Source organism: Pseudomonas sp. GD03944, from assembly GCF_029839275.1.
In the GTDB taxonomy this organism is placed as follows: domain Bacteria; phylum Pseudomonadota; class Gammaproteobacteria; order Pseudomonadales; family Pseudomonadaceae; genus Aquipseudomonas.
In genome coordinates, this window is the sequence record NZ_JAOCAH010000003.1 from 366,925 (window position 1) to 390,255 (window position 23,331).

The 23,331-nt window shown below is 67.5% G+C and carries 21 protein-coding genes; 19 read left to right on the plus strand and 2 right to left on the minus strand.

Annotation, left to right across the window (positions count from 1 at the left end; translation table 11 throughout):
• Window positions 1-63: 63 nt before the first annotated feature.
• A complete protein-coding gene (locus N5C28_RS07660) occupies window positions 64-2,007 on the minus strand; it encodes an ATP-binding protein (RefSeq protein ID WP_279821395.1) in 1,944 nt (647 codons plus the stop codon).
• A 394-nt stretch (window positions 2,008-2,401) separates the two neighbouring features.
• Between N5C28_RS07660 and N5C28_RS07665 the strand changes: the two genes are divergently transcribed.
• From N5C28_RS07665 to N5C28_RS07745, 17 genes are all read left to right on the plus strand, one after another.
• Window positions 2,402-3,424, plus strand: coding sequence for an NAD(P)H-dependent glycerol-3-phosphate dehydrogenase (locus N5C28_RS07665; RefSeq protein WP_279821396.1), 1,023 nt, complete (start codon window positions 2,402-2,404; stop codon window positions 3,422-3,424).
• A gap of 27 nt (window positions 3,425-3,451) precedes the next feature.
• Window positions 3,452-3,799 carry a DUF4389 domain-containing protein gene (locus tag N5C28_RS07670; protein ID WP_279821397.1) on the plus strand — a complete coding sequence of 116 codons (348 nt, stop codon included), beginning with the start codon at window positions 3,452-3,454 and terminating at the stop codon, window positions 3,797-3,799.
• 10 nt (window positions 3,800-3,809) lie between these two features.
• Window positions 3,810-4,274, plus strand: a complete 465-nt coding sequence (gene sixA / locus N5C28_RS07675; protein WP_279821398.1) for a phosphohistidine phosphatase SixA — start codon at window positions 3,810-3,812, stop codon at window positions 4,272-4,274.
• Between the two features lie 113 nt (window positions 4,275-4,387).
• Window positions 4,388-6,055, plus strand: coding sequence for an AMP-binding protein (locus N5C28_RS07680; RefSeq protein WP_279821399.1), 1,668 nt, complete (start codon window positions 4,388-4,390; stop codon window positions 6,053-6,055).
• A 48-nt stretch (window positions 6,056-6,103) separates the two neighbouring features.
• Complete coding sequence (locus N5C28_RS07685; protein WP_279821400.1) at window positions 6,104-6,547, plus strand: hotdog fold thioesterase; 444 nt, start codon at window positions 6,104-6,106, stop codon at window positions 6,545-6,547.
• A gap of 53 nt (window positions 6,548-6,600) precedes the next feature.
• On the plus strand, window positions 6,601-7,413 hold the full coding sequence (locus N5C28_RS07690; RefSeq protein WP_279821401.1) for an AraC family transcriptional regulator: 813 nt from the start codon (window positions 6,601-6,603) through the stop codon (window positions 7,411-7,413).
• Between the two features lie 110 nt (window positions 7,414-7,523).
• The gene (locus N5C28_RS07695) at window positions 7,524-8,333 is read left to right on the plus strand and encodes an alpha/beta hydrolase (protein ID WP_279821402.1); all 810 of its coding nucleotides are present in this window, start codon (window positions 7,524-7,526) and stop codon (window positions 8,331-8,333) included.
• Window positions 8,330-9,193, plus strand: a complete 864-nt coding sequence (locus tag N5C28_RS07700) for an alpha/beta hydrolase (protein ID WP_279821403.1) — start codon at window positions 8,330-8,332, stop codon at window positions 9,191-9,193. The genes N5C28_RS07695 and N5C28_RS07700 overlap by 4 nt, the downstream gene beginning before the upstream one ends.
• Before the next feature lie 51 nt (window positions 9,194-9,244).
• Window positions 9,245-9,907, plus strand: coding sequence for a glutathione S-transferase N-terminal domain-containing protein (locus tag N5C28_RS07705; RefSeq protein WP_279821404.1), 663 nt, complete (start codon window positions 9,245-9,247; stop codon window positions 9,905-9,907).
• 8 nt (window positions 9,908-9,915) lie between these two features.
• Window positions 9,916-10,716 (plus strand): DUF4892 domain-containing protein, encoded by an 801-nt coding sequence (locus tag N5C28_RS07710; RefSeq protein WP_279821405.1) that lies wholly within the window; start codon window positions 9,916-9,918, stop codon window positions 10,714-10,716.
• Between the two features lie 150 nt (window positions 10,717-10,866).
• Window positions 10,867-11,946, plus strand: coding sequence for an AI-2E family transporter (locus tag N5C28_RS07715; protein ID WP_279821406.1), 1,080 nt, complete (start codon window positions 10,867-10,869; stop codon window positions 11,944-11,946).
• Window positions 11,947-12,151: 205 nt separating this feature from the next.
• A complete protein-coding gene (gene kdpF / locus N5C28_RS07720) occupies window positions 12,152-12,241 on the plus strand; it encodes a K(+)-transporting ATPase subunit F (RefSeq protein WP_279821407.1) in 90 nt (29 codons plus the stop codon).
• Between the two features lie 10 nt (window positions 12,242-12,251).
• Window positions 12,252-13,952 carry a potassium-transporting ATPase subunit KdpA gene (kdpA, locus tag N5C28_RS07725; protein WP_279821408.1) on the plus strand — a complete coding sequence of 567 codons (1,701 nt, stop codon included), beginning with the start codon at window positions 12,252-12,254 and terminating at the stop codon, window positions 13,950-13,952.
• Between the two features lie 12 nt (window positions 13,953-13,964).
• Window positions 13,965-16,028 (plus strand): potassium-transporting ATPase subunit KdpB, encoded by a 2,064-nt coding sequence (gene kdpB / locus N5C28_RS07730; protein WP_279821409.1) that lies wholly within the window; start codon window positions 13,965-13,967, stop codon window positions 16,026-16,028.
• A 65-nt stretch (window positions 16,029-16,093) separates the two neighbouring features.
• A complete protein-coding gene (gene kdpC / locus N5C28_RS07735; RefSeq protein ID WP_279821410.1) occupies window positions 16,094-16,660 on the plus strand; it encodes a potassium-transporting ATPase subunit KdpC in 567 nt (188 codons plus the stop codon).
• A gap of 5 nt (window positions 16,661-16,665) precedes the next feature.
• A complete protein-coding gene (locus N5C28_RS07740; RefSeq protein WP_279821411.1) occupies window positions 16,666-19,323 on the plus strand; it encodes a sensor histidine kinase KdpD in 2,658 nt (885 codons plus the stop codon).
• The gene (locus N5C28_RS07745; protein WP_279821413.1) at window positions 19,320-20,012 is read left to right on the plus strand and encodes a response regulator; all 693 of its coding nucleotides are present in this window, start codon (window positions 19,320-19,322) and stop codon (window positions 20,010-20,012) included. The genes N5C28_RS07740 and N5C28_RS07745 overlap by 4 nt, the downstream gene beginning before the upstream one ends.
• 6 nt (window positions 20,013-20,018) lie before the next feature.
• Here the strand turns inward: N5C28_RS07745 and N5C28_RS07750 are convergent, their stop codons facing one another.
• Window positions 20,019-21,062 carry a patatin-like phospholipase family protein gene (locus N5C28_RS07750; RefSeq protein WP_279821414.1) on the minus strand — a complete coding sequence of 348 codons (1,044 nt, stop codon included), beginning with the start codon at window positions 21,060-21,062 and terminating at the stop codon, window positions 20,019-20,021.
• A gap of 121 nt (window positions 21,063-21,183) precedes the next feature.
• Between N5C28_RS07750 and selD the strand changes: the two genes are divergently transcribed.
• Complete coding sequence (gene selD, locus N5C28_RS07755; RefSeq protein ID WP_279821416.1) at window positions 21,184-22,218, plus strand: selenide, water dikinase SelD; 1,035 nt, start codon at window positions 21,184-21,186, stop codon at window positions 22,216-22,218.
• Window positions 22,218-23,318 carry a tRNA 2-selenouridine(34) synthase MnmH gene (mnmH, locus tag N5C28_RS07760; protein WP_279821417.1) on the plus strand — a complete coding sequence of 367 codons (1,101 nt, stop codon included), beginning with the start codon at window positions 22,218-22,220 and terminating at the stop codon, window positions 23,316-23,318. The genes selD and mnmH overlap by 1 nt, the downstream gene beginning before the upstream one ends.
• Window positions 23,319-23,331 lie beyond the last annotated feature (13 nt).

The following is a 23,331-nucleotide window of genomic DNA, read 5'->3' on the forward strand; positions in this document are numbered from 1 at the left end:
AGTACAGTTGTACTCCGGTCCTGAGTTCTTGTCACAGGCCATGGGTCGGCGGCCTGATGGTTACTAGCCTGCATGACTTCCAGGCTCATGACCACCCGTCGATGGTCGATGGGCCAGCCAGCGTTGTAACACGCCTTGTAGATCCGCTCGTTTGAACGGCTTGGCCAGGTAATCGTTCATTCCGGCCTGCAGACAGGCTTCGCGGTCGCCCTGCAGAGCGTTGGCGGTGAGGGCGATGATCGGCACGTCCGCACGGCCTGGCAGCCGGCGGATCTGTCGGGTCGCCTCGTAGCCGTCCATGACCGGCAGCCGGCAGTCCATGAGGATGGCGGCGAACGCCCGCTGCTCGGCGCTGTGCACCGCCTGGGCGCCATCGCCGACCAGACTGACCCGGTAGCCGAGGCTGCGCAGCATGGCTTCGATCACGGTCTGGTTGACCGGGTTGTCTTCCACCAGCAGGACGTCCTGCCCCTGGCCCTGGACATTCTCCGGCGGCTGTTCGGTGGTCGCCGCCTGGCGCTGGCGGGAAAACGGCAGAGGAATTTCCAGGGTAAACACCGAGCCGCGGCCTTCCTGGCTTTCGGCGCGCAGGGTGCCGCCCATGCGTTCGGCCAGGGTGCGGGCGATGGGCAGGCCCAGGCCGGTGCCGCCATAGCGCCGGGAAATGGACGTGTCGGCCTGCTGGAAGGCGTCGAACATGCGCTCCAGACGTTCATGGGAAATGCCGATGCCGCTGTCGTGCACCGAGCAGGTCAGCCACAGCACCTGGTCGTCCAGCGCCTGCCAGTGGGTCTCGACGCGGATGCTGCCTTCCTCGGTGAACTTCAGGGCGTTGCCGATCAGGTTGACCAGGATCTGCCGGATGCGTGTCGGGTCGCCCTGGGTCTCGAGGCCCTCCAGGCCTTCCTGAATCTCCAGGTGCAGGTCCAGGCCACGCTGCTGGGCGCTGTGCTGGAACACCTGAATCGACCCCCGGATCAGCTCCGGCAAGTTGAATGGAATGCGCTCCAGCTCCAGGGCGCCGCGCTCGATGCGCGAGAAGTCGAGGATGTCGTTGATCACCTTCAGCAGGTGCTCGGTGGATTCCGCCGCCAGAGCTGCGTATTCCGCCTGTTCCTGGGTCATCTCGGTGGTTTCCAGCAGTTGCAGCATGCCCAGCACGCCATTCATGGGGGTGCGCAGCTCGTGGCTCATCATCGCCAGGAAGTCGGACTTGGCCCGGTTGGCCAGCTCCGACTCTTCCCGTGCCTTGATCAGCAGCGCCATGGCCTGCTGCTGTTCCTGGCTGGCCCGTTCCAGGCCCCGGGCCAGTTCATTGATGTGCCGGGCCAGGGCGCCCAGTTCACCGTCGCCGGGCTGGGGCAGGGTGGTCTGGTAGTCGCCGGCCTGGATCGCGGTCACCGCCTCGCTCATGGCGCTCAGGGGTTTCGACAGGCCCCGGGCCAGACTGCGTGCGAGGAGGAAGGTCAGCACCAGGGCGAACAGCGCCAGCACCGTGGCCTTGAGCAGAATCACCTGCTGCTGTTCGTCGAAGGCGTCGTCGGACATGCCGACCACTACTCGTCCCAGGTAGTCATCTATAGGACGTTGCAGGGGCGAGGTGCCTTGTTCGACCAGGGCGTTGGCCAGTTCGATGCGTTGCAGGTGAATCGGCGCCTGAAAGATGTCGACCTGGCTGCTGCTCAGGCTGCGGCCATAAGGCTGCTCGACATACACCAGGATATTGTCGGCGCGGTCGCGCACCTCGAGAAAACGCACATGGGGCGTTTTCAGGGTGGCCTGCAGCAGGGTGTCGAGCATTTCCAGGTTGCCGGAAATGACGCCGTACTCGGTGGCCGGTGCCAACTGGCTAGCGATCAGCTGGCCGGTGTGGTTGAGCTCCTGGCGCAGGTCCTGCAGGCGGGAGAAGGTGAAGAAACCGGTGAGCAGCAGGGTGAGCAGCAGCGCCGGGCCGACACTGATCAGTTGCGTGCGGGTATGGATGTCCCAACCTTTGCGCAGGATCATCGGTGGGCTCCTTCAGCCTGTGGTCCGCCAGCGAGGATGCCGCGGGCGGTGCCCGGGGCTTCGATCTGGAAAGGGTAGAAGAAGAAAGGACACCATGAGCCTTGCGCAACGCGCTTCGATGAGAAGGGCTGTCTCATTCTGTAATGCAGGCTCCGTACGCTGGGAGAGCAGGCGAATGATGGCGCGCAAACGGGGTCATGTGGCGGTCTTGTTCGTCCTGGCGGTGCTGCATGTTAACCGAGCCGCCCGGCTTTTCCAGCCAAGGGCGCGGACGGGATGCGATTTATGCCAACCGGCTCCGTTCTCGGGAGTCCGGTTTAAAGCTGGCCGCTTCACCGTCGCTCCGTATAATGCGTGAAGAACGCCATCGCAGATGGCTCACTACGGATTGACCATGACTCAGCAGCAACCTATCGCTGTCCTCGGTGGCGGCAGCTTCGGTACCGCCATCTCCAACCTGCTGGCCGAAAACGGCCAGCGCGTCCTGCACTGGATGCGCGACCCGGAACAGGCCCAGGCCATTCGCACCACCCGCGAGAACCCGCGCTACCTGAAAGGGGTGAAGATCCACCCGGCGGTCGAGCCGCTGACCGACCTGGCCCTGGCCATCGACAGCTGCCAGCTGATCTTCGTGGCCTTGCCTTCCAGTGCCCTGCGCCAGGCACTGAGCCCGGTGGCCGGGCAACTCGCCGGCAAGCTGCTGGTCAGCACCACCAAGGGCATCGAGGCGCAGAGCTTCAAGCTCATGAGCGAAATCCTCCAGGACATCGCCCCCGAGGCGCGGATCGGCGTGCTGTCCGGCCCGAACCTGGCCCGGGAAGTCGCCGACCATGCGTTGACCGCCACGGTCATCGCCAGCGAAGACGAGGCCCTCTGTCAGGCGGTCCAGGCCGCGCTGCACGGCCGTACGTTCCGGGTCTATGCCAGTGGCGACCGTTTCGGCGTCGAACTGGGCGGCGCGTTGAAGAACGTCTACGCGATCATGGCCGGCATGGCCGCCGCCCTGGGCATGGGGGAAAACACCCGCAGCATGCTGATCACCCGCGCGCTGGCGGAAATGACCCGCTTTGCCGTGCATCTGGGGGCCAATCCCATGACCTTCCTTGGCCTGGCCGGCGTGGGCGACCTGATCGTCACCTGCTCCTCGCCCAAGAGCCGCAACTACCAGGTGGGCTTCGCCCTGGGCGAAGGCCTGAGCCTGGACGAAGCGGTCCAGCGCCTGGGCGAGGTCGCCGAAGGGGTCAACACCATCAAGGTGCTCAAGGCCAAGGCCGAGGAACTGCAGGTCTACATGCCGCTGGTCACCGGCCTGCACGCGATCATCTTCGAGGGGCGCACCCTGGAGCAGGTGATCGGGGCGCTGATGAAGGGCGAGCCGAAGACCGACGTCGATTTCATTCCAACCACGGGTTTCTGACCCGCGACCGTAGAAAGGGAGAACGCCATGAGTGACGAAAAACAAGACCAGGAACGCGAGTCGATTCTGCTGCGGGTGCTCTGGATGCTGATATTCCTGATCGTCTGGCAGCTGGCCGAGCTGGTGCTGGGCGCCGTGGTGCTGCTGCAGCTGGGCTACCGCCTGTTCTACGGGGCGCCGAGCGCCAGCCTGCTGGGTTTCGGTGACAGCCTGAGCCAGTACCTGGCGCAGATCGGCCGCTTCGGCACCTTCAATACCGAAGAAAAGCCCTGGCCGTTCGCCGATTGGCCGACGCCGCAGGCCCCGCAAGGCGAGGCGCCGCACAGCATTCCGCCCGCCGCTCACCCGGTGCGCGACGAAGAACCGAAGCTGTGAGGGCAGGGCGATGAGACTCTGGTTGTTGCGCCATGGACAGGCCGAACCCCGCGCCCGCAGCGATGCCGAGCGGGCCCTGACCGCCCACGGGCGCGACGAGGTGCGCCAGGCGGCGGTCCAGTTGCAGGGACGGCCGCTGAGCGGGATTCTCGCCAGCCCCTATGTGCGGGCCCAGCAGACCGCCGAGCTGGTGCGCGAGGTCGTGGGCTTCAGCGGAGCCATCCAGACAGTGCCCTGGCTGACCCCGGAAAGCGACCTGCGCGAAGCCCTGGTCGAGCTGGATGCCTGCGCCGAGGGCGAATGGCTGCTGGTCACCCACCAGCCGCTGGTGGGCGCCCTGGGCGGCTTGCTGATCCACGGCCACCGTCAGCAACCCTTGCCGATGCACACGGCCAGCCTGGCTGAACTCGAGGGCGAGGTGCTGGCGGCCGGCACCCTGGAACTGCTGGCGCTGGTCCATCCCGGGCAGGGGTGAGGCTGCACTACACACCGAAACATTTCTCCACTTGCGGGGCGCCTTTGTGCGTGGAATAGTCAACCAAGCAATTGCTTGGTTGGCTCCACAAAAACAACAAAGGAGGAAACCCCGTGGCCGATGCTATCCGTTTGCCGCTGGACGTGTTTTACGAGCGAGAAGCGCGTCATCCGAACAAGATCTACATGGTTCAGCCCCTGCCCGGTGGGCAGTTGCAGGAGCTGAACTGGGGCGATGTAGGTGAACAGGCACGGCGGGCGGCCAACTGGCTGCGCAGCCAGGAGCTGCCGCAAGGCAGCCGCATTGCGATCATTTCCAAGAACTGTGCGCACTGGATCGTCGCCGACCTGGCGATCTGGATGGCCGGGCACGTGTCCGTGCCGCTCTATCCCAACCTCACCGCCGAATCCGTCAGCCAGGTGCTGACCCATTCCGAGGCGGCCCTGGCGTTCATCGGCAAGCTGGACGACTGGCCGGGCATGGCCGGCGGCGTGCCGCAGAACGTACCGACCATCGGCCTGCCACTGCGCCCCGAGGGCAGCTTCACCTACACCTGGGATGACCTGCAGGGCTGCGCGCCGATCCAGGACTCGCCACGGCCCGGCGCCGACCAGTTGTCGACCATTATCTACACCTCGGGCACCACCGGTGCGCCGAAAGGGGTGATGCACAACTTCAGCAATTTCGGTTTCGCCGCCGGGCATGCCGTGCAGCTGTTCGGCGTCAACGAAAGCGACCGTGTGCTGTCGTACCTGCCGTTGTGCCACGTGGCGGAGCGCATGTTCGTCGAGATGGCTTCGCTCTATGGCGGCCAGACGGTGTACTTCGCCGAGAGCCTGGACACCTTCCTCGAAGACCTCAAGCGCGCCCGGCCGACCGTGATGTTCGGCGTGCCGCGGATCTGGACCAAGTTCCAGATGGGCGTCTACAGCAAGATGCCGGCGCAGAAGCTCGACCGCCTGCTCAGGCTACCGTTCATTGGCCGCATCGTCGGGCGCAAGGTCCTGGCCGGGCTGGGCCTGGACGCCATCCGCTACGCGCTGTCCGGTGCCGCGCCGGTGCCGGAAACCCTGCTCAACTGGTACCGCCGCCTGGGCATGGACATCCAGGAGGTCTATGGCATGACCGAGAACTGCGGGTATTCCCACGTGTGCCGGCCGGGGCGCTTCCGCCAGGGCTGGATCGGCCAGAACAGCCCGGGCGTCGAGGTGCGTATCGCCGAGGACGGTGAGGTCCAGGTGCGCAGCGGGGCGACCATGCAGGGCTACTTCAAGGACCCGGTGAAGACGGCCGAGACCATTACCGAGGACGGCTTCCTGCGTACCGGCGACAAGGGCGAGCAGGACGCCGAAGGCAACCTGCGCCTGACCGGGCGCATCAAGGAAATCTTCAAGACCAGCAAGGGCAAGTACGTGGCTCCCGCGCCCATCGAGAACCGCATCGGCGAGCATTCGCGCATCGAGCAGGTGTGCGTGGTCGGTGACGGCCTGCCGCAGCCCATGGCGCTGTGCGTGCTGTCGGACGTGGGCCGCCAGGAGGCCGCCAACGGCACCCGCGGCGAGCTGGAAAGCAGCCTGCGCACGCTGCTCGACGAGGTCAATGGCAACCTCGACAAGCACGAACGCCTGCAAGGCCTGGTGCTGGTCAAGGAAGTCTGGGCGGTGGACAACGGTTTCCTCACGCCAACCCTGAAGATCAAGCGTAATGTGGTGGAAAGCACCTACGGATCGCGCTTCGTCGAATGGGGCCAGCGCGGCGAAGCGGTGCTCTGGCACGATTGATCGGCCGGCGGGCGCTCTCGCGTCCGCCCTCTGCAGAGGAACCTGTTCATGAGCCTGTGGCGACAGACCCCGGATATCGGGCGCCTTAACGAGATGTTGAAGAACACCATCGGCGAACAGCTGGACATCCGTTTCGAGTCGTTCGACGACGATTCGCTGACGGCCAGCATGGTGGTCGATGCGCGTACCCATCAGCCCTATGGCCTGCTGCACGGCGGGGCATCGGTGGTGCTGGCCGAGACCCTGGGCTCCACGGCCAGCTTCCTCTGCCTCGACAGCAGCCGCTTCTACTGCGTCGGCCTGGAGGTCAATGCCAACCACCTGCGCGGCCTGCGCAGCGGGCGGGTGACCGCCGTGGCGCGGGCGGTGCACCTGGGGCGCACCACCCACGTGTGGGACATCCGCCTGAGCGGTGACGATGGCAAGGCCAGCTGCATTTCGCGGCTGACCATGGCCATCGTGCCCCTGGGCGAACAACCGCCGAAGGGCTGACGCCTGCAATTTTATCCAAGCCGTTCCCGGCGCCGCTCGCTAGACTGGCGCCCATGGAGCAGATCAACCACATCCGCAGCGGGTTACCCGGCGTCCGCCTGATCGACGCCGAGTACCACCGTTTCAGCTTTCCCCGGCATTTTCACCTGGAGTACCACCTGGGCCTGATGCTGAACGGGCAGCAGCGCTACGTCTATCGCGGCGAACGCTGCCTGGTCGGCGGCGGCGACACGCTGCTGATGGCGCCCGAGCATGTCCATGACGGTGCCAGCCTGGCGGGTGAGGGCTACCGCATCCGGGTCCTGGCCCTGGACCCGTTGTGGCTGGACCAGGCCAGTCGCAGCCTGACCGATGGCGCCCAGGGCGCCCCGCGCCTGACCACCACCCGCCTACGCAACCCGCTGCTGCAGCGTCAGTTGATCACTGTCCATGCGGCGCTGCTCGGCGACGATTCTCGGCTCGTCCAGGAAACCGCCTTGTGGCAGGCGCTGGCCTGCCTGCTCAGCCAGGGCTCGACCTTGCGCGTGGCGGGGGAGACGCCGGGCTTCGACCGGGTCACCTGGGCGCGCCTGCGCGAGTGGCTAGAGTCGCGCCTGGAGCAGCCGCCGAGCCTGGAAGAACTGGCGGCGTTCTGTGGCCTGAGTCCCTGGCAGACGCTGCGGCGCTTCAGCCGGCAGTGTGGCCTGCCGCCGCACCAGTGGCTGATCCACCTGCGCCTGGAGCGCGCCTTGCCCTTGGTGCTGCAAGGCAAGCCTCTGAGCGAGATCGCCCTGCAACTGGGCTTCTGCGACCAGGCGCATTTCTCCCGGGTGTTCCGCCGGACCTACGGCGTACCGCCGTCGCGGTTGCGCGGCGAGGCGGGATAAAGACACCGAGGGTTTGGCCGTAGCGCCATCATCATTGTCCGTGACGATCATTGCCCCGGGCGCAGGGCTGCCGGACAATCCGGCCCAGTATCCGCCGAACCGAACGAGCCATGCCGTCACCGATCTTCTTCGCCCACGCCAACGGGTTCCCGTCCGCCACCTACGGCAAACTGTTCGCCGCCCTGGCGCCTGACTACAGCGTGAGTCACCTGGCGCTGCACGGGCACGACCCGCGCTTTCCGGTGAATGACAACTGGAGCAACCTGGTGGATGAGCTGTTGCATCACCTGCAGGAACGGGCAGAGCCGGTGTGGGGCGTGGGGCATTCCCTGGGTGGCCTGCTGCACTACCATGCGGCGCTGCGTCATCCGCAGCTCTATCGGGGTGTGGTGATGCTCGATTCGCCGATCCTGACCCTCGCCGATCAATGGGTGATCCGCGCCGCCAAGCGTTTCGGCTTCATCGACCGCATCACCCCGGCCGGGCGGACCCTGGGGCGCCGCGAACAGTTCACCGATCCGGCCGAGGCCCGCCAGTACTTCGCCGGCAAGACCCTGTTCCGCCGCTTCGACCCGGAATGCCTGGACGCCTACGTCGAGCATGGCCTGTTCAAGAGCGGGGAAGGGCTGCGCCTGCGCTTCGACCCGTCCACGGAAATCAACATCTACCGCAGCGTGCCGCACATCGCCCCGGGGCGCCCGCAACAATTGCAGGTGCCGCTGGCCATGGTGCGCGGGCGCCACAGCCGGGTGGTGCTGCCCCATCACGCCCGACTCATCCGGCGCATGGCCAAGGGCGAATACCTGACGCTGCCCGGCGGCCACATGTTCCCCTTGGAACGTCCCCAGGACACCGCCGAATTGCTGAAATCCCTGTTCGCCCGCTGGGCCGGTCAGGCCACCACCGAGGCTTCCGCATGACCCTGGCTTTCGAAGAAGTACGCCTGACCCTGCCGCACATCGAACTGGCGGCCCACCTCTACGGGCCGGCGGACGGCGAGCCGGTGATCGCCCTGCATGGCTGGCTGGACAACGCCAACAGTTTCGCGCGACTGGCGCCGCGGCTGGAGGGGGTGCGCATCGTCGCCCTGGATTTCGCCGGCCATGGCCATTCCGCCCACCGGCCGGTGGGGGCGGGCTATGCGTTGTGGGATTACGTGCATGACGTGCTGCAGGTGGCCGAGCAGTTCGGCTGGCAGCGCTTTTCCCTGCTCGGGCATTCCATGGGGGCGATCGTCTCGGTGATGCTGGCCGGCGCGCTGCCGGAGCGGGTCACGCGCCTGGCGCTGATCGACGGGTTGATTCCCTACACCGGCGAAGCCGACGCCGCGCCGCAGAAACTGGCCGAAGCCCTCACCGCGCAAATGGCCCTGGCGGGCAAGCGCAAGCCAGTGTACGCCGCTTTCGAACGGGCGGTGGAAGCGCGCATGCGCGGGGTCGGCGCGGTCAGCCGCGAGGCGGCCGAACTGCTGGCCCAGCGCGGGCTGATGCCGGTGGCGGGCGGCTACACCTGGCGCACCGACAACCGCCTGACCCTGCCATCGCCACTGCGTCTGACCCAGGCCCACGCCATGGCCTTCGTTCGGCGCCTGGCCTGCCCGGTGCAACTGGTGCTGGCCGAGCAGGGCATGCTGGCGGCCCAGCCGTCGCTGGCGGCGTTGCTGGCCGACACGCCCATCGACGTGCGGCGGGTGCCCGGCGGCCACCACCTGCACCTGGACGACGAGGCGGGCGCGCAGCGCGTAGCAGACTGTTTCAAACCTTTCCTGCTCGCGCCTTGACTTGCCGGGGGTACTGGGGAAAGGTGAGGTCGATTGCACACGGAGAATCGCATGATCGACCTTTACACTGCCGCAACGCCCAATGGACACAAGGTGTCCATCGCTCTGGAAGAGCTTCAGCTGCCCTACACCGTCCACGCACTGAGTTTTGACAGAAAGGAACAGAAGGCGTCGGCGTTTCTGAAGATCAATCCGAACGGCCGTATTCCCGCCATCGTCGACCGCGACAACGGTGATTTCGCCGTGTTCGAGTCCGGCGCGATCCTCGTCTACCTCGCCGAGCTCACCGGGCAACTGATGCCCCAGGACGCCAAGGGCCGTTCCGAGGTCATGCAATGGCTGATGTTCCAAATGGGCGGGGTGGGGCCGATGCAGGGCCAGGCCAACGTGTTCTTCCGCTATTTCCCCGAACACCTGCAGAGCGCCATCGACCGCTACCAGCACGAAACCCGTCGCCTCTACGAAGTGCTCGACACCCGCCTGGGGCAGGCGCAGTACCTGGCCGGCGACTACAGCATCGCCGACATCGCCACCTACCCGTGGGTACGCATCCACGACTGGTCCGGGGTGTCGGTGAAAGGCCTGGACAACCTGCAGCGCTGGATGGCCGAGCTGGATGCCCGGCCGGCAGTACAACGGGGTCTGCAAGTGCCGGTGCAGCAGGCCAGGAATGACGACGCGGTGAAAACCGCCCAATCGATGCTGATCAAATGAGTGGCTTCATGCGCGGTGCGATGGGGATGGGCCTGGCGTTGCTGGCGACCGGGGCGATGGCCGATGTCAGCGGCAGCCGTGATCTGGAGATGCTGCCGCGCTTCCCCGGCAGCGAAATTGCGGTGTTCAGCGAGAACCCCTCGCTGGAGCGGATCTACCCGCAAGGCTCGATCCGCCGCATCAGCGGCCGCCTGCGCTACGAGCGCGAGATCCAGGCGACCGGGGCGATGACCGCCGTGACCTATGAGCTGCCGCGCACCCACACGGCCACCGATGTGTTCACCGCCGCCCGCGAAGCCATGCAGGAACAGGACGCCGAGTTGCTCTACTGGTGCCAGGGCCGCGAGTGCGGCGCGAGCAACCTGTGGGCCAACTCGGTATTCGGCCAGGCGCTGCTGTATGGCGCCGACGACCAGCAGGCCTACGCGTTGCTGCGCCTGGCCGAGCCGCAGCAGGACAGCCTGCTGGCGCTCTACAGCATCACCCGGGGCAACCGCCGGGCCTACCTGCACGCCGAGCTGCTGGCGGCCGACGCACCGTTGCAGAACGTCCTGCCGACCCCGGCGACCCTGCTGCGTCAGCTGAAAACCGACGGCGAACTGCGGTTGCCGGCCCATGCCGAGCCGACCGACGCCTGGGTCGAACTGCTGGCCCGCAGCCTGAGCCTGGACAGCACCCTGCGTGCCAGCCTCAGCGGGCCCCAGGCCGAAGCCTGGCGCGAAGCCCTGGTGGCGCAACGGGTGCGTGCCGCACGCCTGGAGCTGGGCAATGCCGAGGCCGAAGGCCTGCGCCTGACGGTGCTGCGCTGAGCGGACCATTCCCGGCATTGCCAAATCCGCCACACGCGCTGACGAGCCGGCTTGTCGCTTCCCGCGCAAGCCGGCATCCTTGACCCTTTCCGAGCCGGCCAGACGATCGTCTGGCCGCCGGCCTGTGTTTCCTTTCGCGGAGCGATATGGATGTTGAATAACGACCGTTTGCTGGTGCAGATCCTTCTGTTCGGGCTACTCGGTGCAACGTTGTGGGTGCTTGCACCCTTCTGGTCGGCACTGTTCTGGGCCGCCGTGCTGTCCTTCGCCAGTTGGCCGCTGATGCGTTTGCTGACCCGTCTGCTCAAGGGCCGCGTATCGGCCGCCGCGGGCCTGCTGACGGCCGGCTGGACCCTGCTGGTGGCGGTGCCGCTGGTGATGCTGGGCTTCAACCTGGCGGACCACATCAAGGACGCCACCGCGCTGGTCAAGAACTTCCAGGTCTCCGGCCTGCCGCCACCGCCGGAGTGGCTGGGCGATATCCCGCTGGTGGGCGACCGCCTGGTGGGCTTCTGGCAGACCATCGATCAGCAGGGTGCGCAGTTCTTCGCCACCATCCAGCCGTACCTCGGCCAGGTCGGCAACTGGCTGCTGGCGCGCAGCGCACAGATCGGCGGCGGGGTGCTGGAGCTGGCCCTGAGCCTGGTGCTGGTGTTCTTCTTCTACCGCGACGGCCCGCGCCTGGCGGCCTTCGCCCGCAGCCTGCTGGAGCGGCTGATCGGCGACCGCGCCGACCACTACCTGGAGCTGATCGCCGGCACCGTGCAGCGCGTGGTCAACGGCGTGATCGGTACCGCCGCCGCCCAGGCGGTGCTGGCCTGGATCGGCTTCATGATCGCCGGCGTGCCCGGTGCCTTGCTGCTCGGCCTGCTGACCTTCGGCTTCAGCCTGATCATGGTGCCGCCGCTGATCTGGGGGCCGGCGGTGGCCTGGCTGGTGTGGCAGGGCGACATCAGCATGGCGATCTTCCTCGGCGTCTGGGGCTTCTTCGTCATCAGCGGCGTGGACAACATCCTCAAGCCGTACCTGATCAGCCGCGGCGGCAACCTGCCGCTGGTGGTGGTGCTGCTCGGGGTGTTCGGCGGCATCCTGGCGTTCGGCTTCATGGGCCTGTTCCTCGGCCCGACCCTGCTGGCCGTGGCCTACAGCCTGGTCAGCGACTGGGTCGACGAAAAGTCGCCCCACGTGGTCCTGGGCAACGACCCCGCGAAGAAACCCGACGACCACTGACCGGCCTCTCGTGGCACACCTGACGGCCAATCCCTGAGCGGGGATTGGCCGTTTTCATTGGCGCCCGGAAAACGCCGGGCGCCCCCGCCAGACGCGTTCTTTACGCTTTCTTTATGCCCCGGGCAGGGGCCGCCACTCGTTCCTTTACGCCCTCGCTCGCGACAATTCGCTCAAGGCGGTCATCACCGCATCACGGAGCGCATACATGAGCATTCTCGACGGAGCATCCCTGGGCCTGGCTACCGGGCTTTTCATTTATCTGCTGGTCGCGCTGCTGCGCGCCGAGCGGCGCTAGGAGGCCCACCATGCAGATTCACGATTACGGGATGATCCTGGCCTTTTTCCTGTTGGTGCTGATTCCGGCACCCTTTATCGGGCGTTACCTGTACCGGGCCATGGAAGGGCAGCCGACGCTGTTGAGCCCGCTGCTCAGGCCATTGGAAAACCTCTGCTACCGCGTGGCCGGGGTCGACAGCCAGACCGAGCAGAGCTGGAAAACCTACAGCCTGGCGCTGCTGGCCTTCACCCTGGTCAGCCTGCTGGCACTGTTCGCCATTCTCGTGCTGCAAGGCCTGTTGCCGCTCAACCCGCAGCAGGTGCCGGGGCTGGAGTGGAGCCTGGCGTTCAACACCGCGGTGAGCTTCGTCACCAACACCAACTGGCAGGCCTACAGCGGCGAGGCGGCGCTCAGCTACTTCAGCCAGATGGTCGGCCTGGGTGTGCAGAACTTCGTCAGCCCGGCGGTCGGCCTGGCGGTGCTGGTGGTGCTGTGCCGGGGTATTGCGCGGCGCTCGAGCAACAGCGTAGGCAACTTCTGGGTCGACCTGACCCGCGCCACGCTTTACGGCCTGCTGCCGCTGTGCCTGGTGCTGGCGCTGTTCCTGGTGTGGCAGGGCGTGCCCCAGACCTTCACCGAGTACGTGCAGGCCAGGACCCTGCTCGGCGCCGACCAGAGCATCCCCCTGGGGCCGGTGGCCAGCCAGATCGCCATCAAGCAGCTCGGCACCAACGGCGGCGGTTTCTTCGGCGTGAACTCGGCGCACCCGTTCGAGAACCCCACGGCGTGGAGCAACCTGTTCGAGCTGGCGTCGATCATCCTGATTCCCGCGGCGCTGATCTTCACCTTCGGTCACTACGTCAAGGACCTGCGCCAGAGCCGCGCGCTGCTGGCCTGCATGCTGATCATCTTCACCATCGGCCTGGGCGTGACCCTGTATGCCGAACACCAGCCGAACCCGACCCTGGCCAGCCTGCCGGTGGAGCAGGTGGGCTCGATGGAAGGCAAGGAAAGCCGCTTCGGCGTCGCCGCCTCGGCCCTCTGGGCGGTGACTACCACGGCGGCGTCGAACGGTTCGGTGAACGCCATGCACGACAGTTTCAGCGCCCTGGGCGGCATGGTGACGATGCTCAACATGATGCTCGGCGAGGTGATCTTCGGCGGCGTCGGCGCGGGCCTGTACGGCATGCTGCTGTTCGTGCTGATCGCGGTGTTCCTGGCCGGCCTGATGATCGGTCGCACCCCGGAATACCTGGGCAAGAAGCTCGAGGCCGGTGAAGTGCGCCTGCTGGTGGCGACCCTGCTGGTCATGCCCCTGGGCGTGCTGGTAATGGCCGCGCTGGCGATCAGCCTGCCGGGGCCGGCGGCTTCGGTGAGCAACCCCGGTGCCCATGGGTTCAGCCAGCTGCTGTACGCCTACACCTCGGGGGCGGCCAACAACGGCTCGGCCTTCGCCGGGTTCGGCGCCAATACCCCGTATCACAACCTGATGATCGCCCTGGCCATGTTGATCGGTCGCTTCGGCTACATCCTGCCGGTCCTGGCCATCGCCGGCAGCCTGGCGGCGAAGAAGCAGGTGCCGGTGGGCAGCAACAGCTTCCCGACCCACGGCCCGCTGTTCGTCACCCTGTTGACCCTGACCATCCTGCTGGTCGGCGGCCTGACCTTCCTGCCGAGCCTGGCGCTCGGCCCCATCGCAGAACACTTCGCCATGTTCCAGGGCTTCTAAGGGAGAACCATGATGAATGCCCGTACCCAGACAGACATCCCGCTGGCCGATACCGCCCGCCCGGTCGCCAGCACCTCGTTCGCCGCACTGTGCCGGCCGGCATTGCGCCAGGCCTTCGTGAAACTCGACCCCCGCCAGCTGGTGCGTTCGCCGGTGATGCTGGTGGTGGAGCTGACCGCGCTGGTCACCACCGTGCTGTGCTTCATCCCCAACCCGGCGGTGTCCACCGGACTGGCCGTGCAGATCACCCTGTGGCTGTGGTTCACCGTGCTCTTCGCCAATTTCGCCGAAGCCCTGGCCGAAGGCCGCGGCAAGGCCCGTGCCGACAGCCTCAAGTCCGGTAGCCAGGGCCTGGTGGCGCGCCGCGAACAGGGCGCCGGCCAGTACCAGGCGGTGGCCGCCAGCAGCCTGGTGCGCGGCGACATCGTGCGGGTCGAAGCCGGTGAGCTGATCCCCGGCGACGGCGAGGTCATCGAAGGCATCGCCGCGGTCAACGAGGCGGCGATCACCGGCGAGTCGGCACCGGTGATCCGCGAGTCCGGTGGCGACCGCTCGGCCGTCACCGGCAACACCCGGGTGGTGTCCGACTGGCTGCGGGTGCGGATCACCGCCAACCCCGGCGAGTCGACCCTGGACCGCATGATTGCCCTGGTCGAAGGCGCGAAACGGCAGAAGACGCCCAACGAGATCGCCCTGGACATCCTGTTGATCGGCCTGACCCTGATCTTCCTGCTGGTGGTGGCGACCCTGCAGCCGTTCGCCCGCTACGCCGGCGGCGACCTGCCGCTGGTGTATCTGGCGGCGCTGCTGGTGACGCTGATCCCGACCACCATCGGCGGCTTGCTGTCGGCCATCGGCATCGCCGGCATGGACCGCCTGGTGCGCCTCAACGTGATCGCCAAATCCGGCCGGGCGGTGGAGGCCGCCGGGGACGTGCACGTGCTGCTGCTCGACAAGACCGGCACCATCACCTTCGGCAACCGCCGCTGCTCCGCCCTGGTCAAGGCCCCGGGCGTGTCCGGCAAGGTCCTGACCGAGGCGGCGTTGCTGGCGTCCCTGGCGGACGACACGGCGGAAGGCAAGTCCATCGTCGAGTACCTGCGCCCCTTGAATGTTGGCCCGGAACCCGAGCGCAGCGCGATCGAGGCGATTGCCTTCAGCGCCGAGACGCGCCTGTCCGGTGCCAACTGGAACGGCCAGTGCTACCGCAAGGGCGCGGTGGATGCGGTGCTGCTCTACCTGGGCATGACCCGCGAACAGATGCCGGAGCCCCTGGCCCGTGAGGTGGACAAGATCGCCCAGAGCGGCGGCACGCCGTTGCTGGTGGCCGGGGAAGGGCGCCTGCTCGGCGCCATCCACCTCAAGGACGTGGTCAAGCCGGGGATTCGCGAGCGTTTCGCCGAGCTGCGGGCCATGGGCATCCGCACCGTGATGGTGACCGGCGACAACCCGCTGACCGCCGCGGCGATCGCTGCCGAGGCCGGGGTGGACGACGTGATCGCCGAAGCCACACCGGAGAAGAAACTGCAGCGCATCCGCTCGGAACAGGCCGAAGGCAAGATGGTCGCCATGTGCGGCGATGGCGCCAACGATGCCCCGGCCCTGGCCCAGGCCGATGTCGGCCTGGCCATGAACGACGGCACCCAGGCGGCCCGCGAGGCGGCCAACCTGGTGGATCTCGACTCCGATCCGACCAAGCTGCTGGACGTGGTGCAGGTGGGCAAGGAGCTGCTGGTCACCCGCGGCGCGCTGACCACCTTCTCGGTGGCCAACGACGTGGCCAAATACTTCGCCATCCTGCCGGCGCTGTTCGCCGGGATTTACCCGCAACTGGGCGCGCTCAACCTGATGCAGCTGCACAGCCCGCAGAGCGCGATCCTCTCGGCCATCGTGTTCAACGCGCTGATCATCGTCGCGCTGATTCCCCTGGCCCTGCGAGGCGTGCGGGTGCAGGCGGTGGACGCGGCCAGCCTGCTGCGCCGCAACCTGCTGATCTACGGCCTGGGCGGCATCCTGGTGCCCTTCGTCGGGATCAAGCTGATCGATGTGCTGCTGGTGGCGCTGGGCCTGGTGTAAGGCGCGCCAAGACTTTCATCGGAGGGCAGGCGGGTGCCTGTCCCTCCCGGATACGGAGAACACCCATGCTGACTCAATTGCGTCCCGCCGTTGCGGTACTGGCTTTCATGACCCTGCTGACCGGGGTCGCCTACCCCCTGAGCGTCACTGGCGTGGCCCAGGTGGCCTTTCCCGAACAGGCCAACGGCAGCCTGGTGCGTGACGGCGACGGCACGGTGCGCGGCAGTGCGCTGCTGGCCCAGCCGTTCGACGGCGCCCAGTGGTTCCAGCCGCGGCCGTCCGCCGGCAACCACGCCACGGTGGCCAGCGCCGCCAGCAACCTCGCACCCAGCAACCCGGCCCTGGCCGAACGCATTGCCGGCACCGCCGCGCAGTGGCAGCAGGCCGGGCAGGGCGCGGTGCCAATGGAACTGGTCACCACCTCGGCCAGTGGCCTCGACCCGCACCTGTCCCCGGACGCTGCGCGCTATCAGGTGGCGCGCATCGCCGAAGCCCGGGGCATTCCCGAATCGCGCCTGGTGCGCCTGATTGAACAGCAGGTGCAGCAGTCGCCGGTGGGCCCGCCGGTGGTCAACGTACTGGCGCTGAACCGGGCGCTGGCCGACAATCCACCCACCCTGGTCACTGAGTAAGCTGTATGAACGATGCTGCACGCGCCGATGCCCTGTTGGCCGACTTGCCCCGGGGCGGGCGCGGTCGCCTGAAAGTCTTTCTCGGTGCGGCGCCAGGGGTGGGCAAGACCTTCGCTATGCTGCAGGCGGCGCAGGCCCAGTTGCGCCAGGGCGTGGACCTGCGGGTCGGGGTGGTGGAAACCCATGGCCGGGCGGAAACCGAAGCGCTGCTCACCGGGCTGCCGCAGCAGCCGGCGCAGCGCATCGAGTACCGCGGCGTGGCGCTCAGCGAAATGGACCTGGACGCCATCCTGGCGCGGCCGCCGGCCTTGCTGCTGGTCGACGAACTGGCCCACAGCAACGTGCCCGGCAGCCGCCACGGCAAGCGCTGGCAGGACGTGCAGGAGCTGCTCGATGCCGGTATCGATGTCTACACCACGGTCAACGTGCAGCACCTGGAAGCGCTCAACGACCAGGTGCGCGACATCACCGGGGTGCAGGTGCGCGAGACAGTGCCGGACTGGGTGCTGCAGGAGGCCGACGAGATCCTGCTGATCGACCTGCCACCCCGGGAACTGCTGGAGCGCCTGCGCGACGGCAAGGTGTACGTGCCGGAACAGGCGCGGGCCGCCATCGACGCCTTCTTCAGCCAGACCAACCTCACCGCGCTGCGCGAGCTGGCCATGCAGACCGCCGCGGCCCGGGTGGATGCCGACCTCAATCGCCGCTACCGCCAGCAGGGCCTGGAAGCGCCGGCGGTGCGCGGGCGCCTGCTGCTCGGCATCGACGGCGACGGCCAGGCCGAACGCCTGGTGCGTCATGCCTGCCGGGTGGCGGAGCGGCGGCATCTGCCCTGGTCGGTGGTGCACGTGGACACCGGCGGCGAGCGTGACGAGGCGCGCCTGGGCAACCTGCAGGCGGCCCAGCAACTGGCCGAGCGCCTGGGCGGTGAGGTGGTGCTGCTGCGCGGTGACTCGGTGGCCGACACCCTGATCGAACACGCCCGGGAGCGCCGGGCCAGCCTGATTCTGGTGGGCCGCAGCCGACGCCGCCTGCGCCGTCGCTGGCATGTCGGGCGCGGATTGGCCGAGCGCCTGTTGGGCTTGGGCGAAGGGCTGGAAGTCAGCGTGCTGGACACCGAGGCCGACCGCGCGCCGGCTCTGGCCCACGCCCGCCCGCCGGTGCAGTGGCCAGCCTATGGGCTGGCGCTGTTGGCAACCGGCGTGGCGGCGGCGGTGGCCCTGGGCCTGGCCCGTTTCGTCGAGCTGCCGAACATCTCCCTGGTGTTCCTCGCGGCGGTGCTGGTGATTGCCGTGCGCAGCAGCCTGGGCCCGGCCCTGGCGTGCGCCGGCCTGTCATTTCTGGCCTACAACTTCCTGTTCATCCAGCCGACCCTGACCTTGAGCATCCAGCGCCAGGAAGATGTGCTGACGCTGCTGTTCTTCGTGCTCATGGCCGGCCTGACCGGCAACCTGGCGACCCGCCAGCGCCGGCAGTTGCAGGTGCTGCGCCAGACCCAGGCGGAAACCACCGCGCTGCTCGACCTGTCGCGGCGCCTGACCGCGGCCACCGATCGCCAGGCTGTGCTGGCGGCAGCGATGCAGCAGTTCGGCCACTGGTCCGATGTCGACGTCAGCGTGCTGGCGCGCAGCGACGACGGCGTGTGGCGCGTGGAGGCCGGGGTGCAACGGCTGCTGGCCGAGCCGGAACGGGCGGCGGCGGATTGGTCCTGGAAGCACGGCCAGCCGGCGGGCGCGGGCACCGGCACCCTGCCAGGCGGACGTTGGTGGTGGTGGCCGTTGTCGGCCGAAGAAGGGCCGCTGGCCCTGTTGGGCATCAGCACCCGCGACGGCAGTGCCCTGGCCCCGGAGCGCCGGCGCCTGATCGCGGCCCTGGGGCAACCATTGGCCCAGGCCCTGGCGCGGGCGCAGCTGGCTGAAGACCTGGAAGCGGCGCGCCTGCACGGGCAAACCGAAGAGCTGCGCAGCGCCTTGCTGGCCTCGGTATCCCACGACCTGCGCACGCCGCTGACCGCCATGCGCGGCTCCATCGACAGCCTGCTGGCCCTGGGCGAGCAGATCCCCCTGGCGGATCGCCGCGAGCTGCTCGAAGGCACCCGCGACGAGGCCGAGCGCCTCGACCGCTACATCCAGAACCTGCTGGACATGACCCGCCTGGGCCATGGCGAACTCAAGCTGGCCCGGGACTGGATCGCCCCGGCCGATATCGTCGCCAGCGCCCTGCAACGCCTGCGTCCGGTGCTCGCGCCGCTGCAGGTAGAGGTGCAGGTGGCCGACGAGCTGCCGCTGCTGTATGCCCATGCGGCGCTGATCGAACAGGCACTGGTCAATGTGCTGGAGAACGCCGCGCGCTTCTCGCCGCACCCGGGGCGCCTGCGGGTGAGCCTGGAGGCGGCCGACGGCGAGCTGCGTTTCGCCGTCAGTGACGAAGGACCGGGGATTCCCGAGCCCGAGCGCGAACGGATCTTCGACATGTTCTACACCGTGGCCCGGGGCGATCGCGGTGGGCAGGGCACCGGCCTCGGCCTGGCGATCTGTCAGGGCATGGTGGGGGCCCATGGCGGGCGGGTGAGCGTGGGCGAGGGCCTGGACGGCCAGGGCACCACCCTGACCCTGCACCTGCCGGTGCACCCGCAACCGCAGATGGACGAGGAGAGCGCATGAGCAGCCAGCCCACGACCATCCTGATCGTCGACGACGAGCCGCAGATCCGCAAATTCCTCCGTATCAGCCTCGCCGCCCAGGGCTACACCGTGCTGGAAGGCGCCAACGGCGAGCAGGGCTTGGCTCAGGCAGCCCTGGGCAAGCCGGACCTGGTGGTGCTCGACCTGGGCCTGCCGGACATGGACGGCCAACAGGTGCTGCGCGAGCTGCGCGCCTGGTCGAGTGTGCCGGTGCTGGTGCTGTCGGTACGCGCCAGCGAAGGCGAGAAGGTGCTGGCCCTGGACGGCGGCGCCAACGACTACGTGACCAAGCCCTTCGGCATCCAGGAATTCCTGGCCCGGGTGCGGGTGCTGCTGCGTCAGTCGCTGGTGGCCGAGCAACTGGAATCGAGCCGCTCGATCGGGCCGCTGACCGTGGATTTCGCCTACCGACGGGTGCTGCTGGACGGTGCCGAGGTGGCCCTGACGCGCAAGGAATACGCGGTGCTGGAGCAACTGGCGCGGCATGCCGGGCGGGTGGTGACCCAGCAGCAACTGCTCAAGGACATTTGGGGGCCGACCCACACCGAGGACACCCATTACCTGCGGGTGGTGGTGGGGCACCTGCGGCAGAAGCTGGCCGACGACCCGGCCAGCCCGCGTTTCATCGTCACCGAAGCCGGGGTCGGCTACCGCCTGAAAGGGGCGTGAGGCCCCTCAGCGTTCGTTGTTCTCGTACTTGTCCAGGGTGTCGCTGGCGATCTGCCGGCCGAGCATGATCAGCTCCGGCGCCTTGTAGAACTCGAAGAAGCGGCACACCCGCTTGGGCACGTTAACCAGAATGTCCGGTGGATAGCCGGCGATCTTGTACTGCGCCAGGGAAGTCTGCATCACCTCGAAACTCTGGTTGATCAGCTCCAGCAGCGAGGCCGGCCCGGCCAGGTCGGCGACCCGCGAGCCGCTGGCGGATTTCGGTGCACCGGCGGTTTCCGGTGCGGCGGCGGGTTGCTGTTCGGCCGGGTCGGCTTCGTCGATCCAGGGGTTGGGTGCCTCCAGCACCTCGTGGCTGCGGTCTTCCAGCAGCAGGATGTCGCTGTCGTCGTCGGCCTTGCGGCGGAAGGACGGCAGGCGCGCGCCCAGGCCACTCATGAGCTGGTCGAAGCGGCCTTTCAGGGCCGGCGGCCGTTCGATCACCGGCAACTGGTAATGGGCCTGGCCGGTGGCGTTGAGGTTGACCGCGATGATCAGGTCGCAGTGGGCCGAGACCACCGGCACGATCGGCAGCGGGTTGAGCAGGCCACCGTCGACCAGCATGCGCTTGCCCTGGACCACCGGAGTAAACAGGCTGGGGATCGCCGCCGAGGCGCGCATGGCCTGGTGCAGGCAGCCTTCCTGGAACCAGATTTCCTGCTGGTTGGTGAGGTCAGTGGCCACGGCAGTGAAGGGGATGGACAGGTTCTCGATGTCGATCTCGCCGACGATCTCGCGGATGCGCCCGAAGACTTTCTCGCCGCGGATGGCGCCCAGGCGGAAGCTCACGTCCAGCAGGCGCAGGACATCCAAGTAATCCAGGCTCTGGGTCCAGTCGCTGTATTCCTTGAGCTTGCCCGCCGCGTAGATGCCGCCGATCACCGCGCCCATGGAGCAGCCGGCGATGCAGGCGATTTCATAGCCCCGTGCCTCCAGTTCCTCGATCACCCCGATATGCGCGTAGCCCCGTGCGCCGCCCGAACCCAGTACCAGTGCCACTCGCTTGCTCATTCACACCCCCATTGCACAATGCCTATCAACATACGCTGGCCGACCGGCAGCGCCAAGGCACCAGTGACCCCACGGCCTGCTAGAATGCGCGCGCCTGTCGACACGAGAGCAGTGAGAGTCCATGAGTGAGCCGATTCGTTTGACCCAGTACAGCCACGGCGCTGGCTGCGGGTGCAAGATTTCCCCCAAGGTGCTGGAAGTGATCCTGGCCGGCAGCGGGGCGCAGAACCTCGACCCCAACCTGTGGGTCGGCAACACCTCCCGGGACGACGCAGCGGTGTACGCCATCGATGGCGAGCGCGGCGTGGTGTCCACCACCGATTTCTTCATGCCGATCGTCGATGATCCCTACGACTTCGGGCGCATCGCCGCCACCAACGCCATCAGCGACATCTACGCCATGGGCGGCGACCCGTTGATGGCCATCGCCATTCTCGGCTGGCCGGTGAACGTGCTGGCCCCGGAAGTGGCGCGTGAAGTGATTCGCGGTGGCCGCGCGGTGTGCGACGCGGCGGGTATTCCCCTGGCGGGCGGCCACTCCATCGACGCCCCGGAGCCGATCTTCGGCCTGGCGGTCACCGGCCTGGTGGAAAAACGCTACATGAAGCGCAACGACACCGCGACCGCCGGCTGCACCCTGTACCTGACCAAACCCCTGGGCATCGGCATCCTTACCACTGCCGAGAAAAAGGCCAAGCTGCGTGCCGAGGACGTGGGCCTGGCCCGCGACTGGATGTGCACCCTGAACAAGCCGGGCAGCCGCTTCGGCCGGCTCGAGGGCGTGACGGCGATGACCGATGTCACCGGCTTCGGCCTGCTCGGTCACCTGGTGGAAATGGCCGACGGCGCCGGCCTCACCGCGCGCATCGAGTTCGCCAAAGTGCCGCGCCTGGAGCACGTCGAGTACTACCTGGAACAGGGCTGCGTCCCCGGCGGCACCCTGCGCAATTTCGACAGCTACGGCGAGAAGATCGCGCCATTGCCGGAACTGCACAAACTGCTGCTGTGCGACCCGCAGACCAGCGGGGGCCTGCTGGTTGCCGTGACCCCGGAAGGCGAGGCCGAATTCCTCGCCACGGCCGGGGAACTGGGACTGGCGCTGCAACCCATCGGCCACCTGCTGGAGCGACAGCGTCACGCCGTCGAGGTGATCTGATGCGCGACAACACTCAGGATTACCGCGCGCTGTTCCTCGACGGCGTGCCGATGATGGACGCCCGGGCGCCGGTGGAGTTTGCCAAGGGCGCCTTTCCCGGTGTGGTCAACCTGCCACTGATGAACGACATCGAGCGGCAGAAGGTCGGTACCAGCTACAAACAGGACGGGCAGCAGGCGGCCATCGAGCTGGGCCATCGCCTGGTCAGCGGGCCGATCAAGGCCGCGCGCATCGAGGCCTGGGCGGCGTTCGCCAAGGCCAACCCCGACGGCTACCTGTACTGTTTCCGCGGCGGGCTGCGTTCGCAGATCGTCCAGCAGTGGCTCAAGAGCGAGGCTGGCATCCACTACCCGCGGGTAATCGGTGGCTACAAGGCGATGCGCACCTTCCTGCTGGAAACCACCCAGCAGGCGGTGGCGCAGTGCAATTTCGTGCTGGTGGCCGGCATGACCGGCACCGGCAAGACCGAAGTGATCGCTCAACTGGGGAACAGCCTGGACCTGGAAGGCCACGCCAATCACCGGGGCTCCAGCTTCGGCAAGCGCGCCACCGGGCAACCGGCGCAGATCGATTTCGAGAACGCCCTGGCGGTGGACATCCTGCGCAAGCGCGCGGCTGGCCTCTCGCAGTTCGTGCTGGAAGACGAAGGGCGGATCATCGGCAAGTGCTCGCTGCCGCTCGAGCTGTACCAGGGCATGCAGCACTACCCGATGGTGTGGCTGGAGGACAGCCTGCAGGGGCGCGTCGAGCGCATCCTCAAGGACTACGTCACCGACCTGTGCGCCGCGTTCATCGAGCTGCAGGGCGAGGAGGAGGGCTTCAAGGCGTTCGCCGAGCGGTTGCAGCAGAGCCTGACCAACATCACCAAGCGCCTGGGCGGCGAGCGTTACCAGCGCCTGGCGGCGATCATGCAGCAGGCGCTGCAGGAACAGCAGGCCGGGGCGGGCGTGGATCTGCACCGGGCCTGGATCGAGGCGCTGCTGGTGGAATACTACGACCCGATGTACGTGTTCCAGCGCGAGAGCAAGGCCGGGCGCATCGAGTTCGCCGGCGATCAGCAGGCGGTGGTCGAGTACTTGGAGCAGCGCAATCATGCCTGACCCCGGGCACTTT